Origin of the sequence: Streptomyces sp. SID14436 (genome assembly GCF_010548465.1) — a bacterium.
Taxonomy (GTDB): domain Bacteria; phylum Actinomycetota; class Actinomycetes; order Streptomycetales; family Streptomycetaceae; genus Streptomyces.
In genome coordinates, this window is the sequence record NZ_JAAGMD010000737.1 from 1 (window position 1) to 2,310 (window position 2,310).

At 77.1% G+C, this 2,310-nt stretch carries 1 protein-coding gene; it reads left to right on the forward strand.

The window, feature by feature from the left end:
- Window positions 1-2,310, forward strand: a 2,310-nt coding sequence (locus G3I53_RS26740) for a beta-ketoacyl synthase N-terminal-like domain-containing protein (RefSeq protein ID WP_275406524.1), incomplete at both ends; no start/stop codon positions are given.

Genomic DNA, 2,310 nt, shown 5'->3' on the forward strand with positions numbered 1-2,310 from the left:
GCCGCCGCACCCCGCGCCACGGCGTCCTCCCCGGCCCCCACCCCGGCCCCCGCGCCGACCGTCCCGGCAGGCGACCGCGCCGAGCCGCTGGCCGTCGTCGGGATCGCGGGCCGCTTCCCGGGGGCCGCCTCCCTGGCCGAGTTCTGGGACCTGCTGCGCACCGGGACCTGCGCCGTCGGACCCGTCCCGCCGGACCGCCTGCGGCCGGGCTGGCCCGCCTCCCTCATGCACGGCGGCTACCTCGCCGACGTGGACCGCTTCGACCCGCTGCTCCTCGGTATCACCCCCCGGCACGCCGCCCTCATGGACCCGCAGGAACGGCTGTGCCTGGAGGTGGTCTGGGAGGCCCTCGACGACGCCGGGTACCCCGCGGCCCGGCTGCGCGCCGCGCACGACTCCCGGGTCGGCGTCTACGTCGGCTCCATGTACAACGAGTACCCCTACTTCGGGGTGGAGCAGAGCCTGCTCGGCCCGCCCGCCGACAGCGGCTCCACGGTCGCCGGGATCGCCAACCGGGTGTCGTACGCCTTCGACCTGCACGGCCCCAGCATGACCGTGGACACCATGTGCTCCGCGTCGCTGGTCGCCCTGCACCTCGCGGCCCGTGCGCTGCGGGCGGGGGACTGCGAGGCCGCCGTGGTCGCCGCGACCAATCTGTCCCTTCACCCCAACAAATTCCGCCAGATCGACCGGCTCGGCGGTGCCTCCGGCGACCGCCTGTGCCGCAGCTTCGGCCGCGGCGGCGACGGCATGGTGCCCGCCGAGGCCGTCTGCGCGCTCCTCCTCAAACCGCTGTCCGCCGCCGAGGCCGCCGGCGACCGGGTCCACGCCCTCGTGTCCGGCACCGCCGTCATCAACGCCGGCCGCACCAACGGCTGGATCGTGCCCAGCCCCACCGCCCAGGCCGAGGTGGTCCGCCAGGCGCTGGCGGACGCCGGCCTGAACCCGTCGGACATCGGCTACCTGGAGGCGCACGGCGCCGGAACGGCCCTCGGCGACCCGATCGAGGCCGACGGTCTGCACCGGATCTTCGCCGGGGACGGCCGCGGCCGAGGCACCCTGCCGATCGGCTCCGTGAAGTCCAACATCGGGCACGCCGAGGCGTCGGCCGGGCTGGCCGGAGCGGCCAAGGTGGTGCTGCAGTTCGCGCACCGCACCCTCGTCCCCTCCCTGCACGCCGACGAACTCAACCCCGACATCGACTGGGAGCACTCCCCGCTGCGCGTCCAGCGCACGCTCCAGCCCTGGGACACGCCCGGCACCGCGCCCCGCCGGGCGGGGGTCAGCTCCTTCGGCGCGGGCGGCACCCTCGCGCACGTTGTCCTGGAGGAACCGCCGGCCCATCTGGCCCCCGACGCCCCCGCGGACCCCACACCGCCCGCCCCCACGCCGGTCCTGCTCTCCGCCTACGACGAGGACCGGCTGCGCGAGGTCGTCACCCGGCTGCTGGACCGCCTGCGCGACCATCCCGCCCCCGACCTGGCCGACCTCGCCTTCACCCTCGCCGAAGGACGCCACCACCTTCGGGAACGCGCCGCGCTGGTGGTCCGCGGAGTCGGCGAACTGGCCGACCGGCTGCGCCGCCACCTCGACGGCGACCCGACCGCCGCCGTCCACCGCGGCCGGGCACCCTCGGACCGGACCCGCACCGAACCCCTGACCGCCGGCGACCCGGAGGAACTCGCCCGCCAGTGGGTCACCGGCCGTCCGGTCCGCATCGCACCGCCCACCGGACGGCGTCCGCGGATCGTGCCGCTGCCCGCCTACCCGTTCGCCCGCATGCGCTGCTGGCTGCCGGAGCCGTCCCAGCGGCCCGACACCCCTGCCGCTTCGGCATCCCCGGCACCGGAGCCGTCCTACGGGCCCGCCACTGCTGCCGCTTCGGCATCCCCGGCACCGGAGTCGGCTCACGGCGCTGCCCCTACGGCCGCTTCCACGTCCCCCGGGCCCGACTCGGCATCTTGGCCTGTGACCCCGGCAGGCTCCGCACTGTCCGGGCCCGAGTCGGCCCCTTGGCCTGTGACCCCGGCAGGCTCCGCACCGTCCGGGCCCGAGTCGGCATCTCGGCCTGCCACCCCGGCAGGCTCCGCACCGTCCGGGCCCGAGTCGGCCCCTCGGCCTGCCACCCCGGCAGGCCCCGCACCCTCCGGGCCCGAGTCGTCCCCCTGGCTCGCCGCCCCCACCGCCTCCGCACCCCCCGCACCCGTCCCCGCCGGGCCGGACGACGCCGCCGGGCTGCCGCTGTACCGCAGGACCTGGCACCCCGCCGGTCCCGTCGCCCAGCCCGCCGACCCGCCCGGCGCCCTGGTG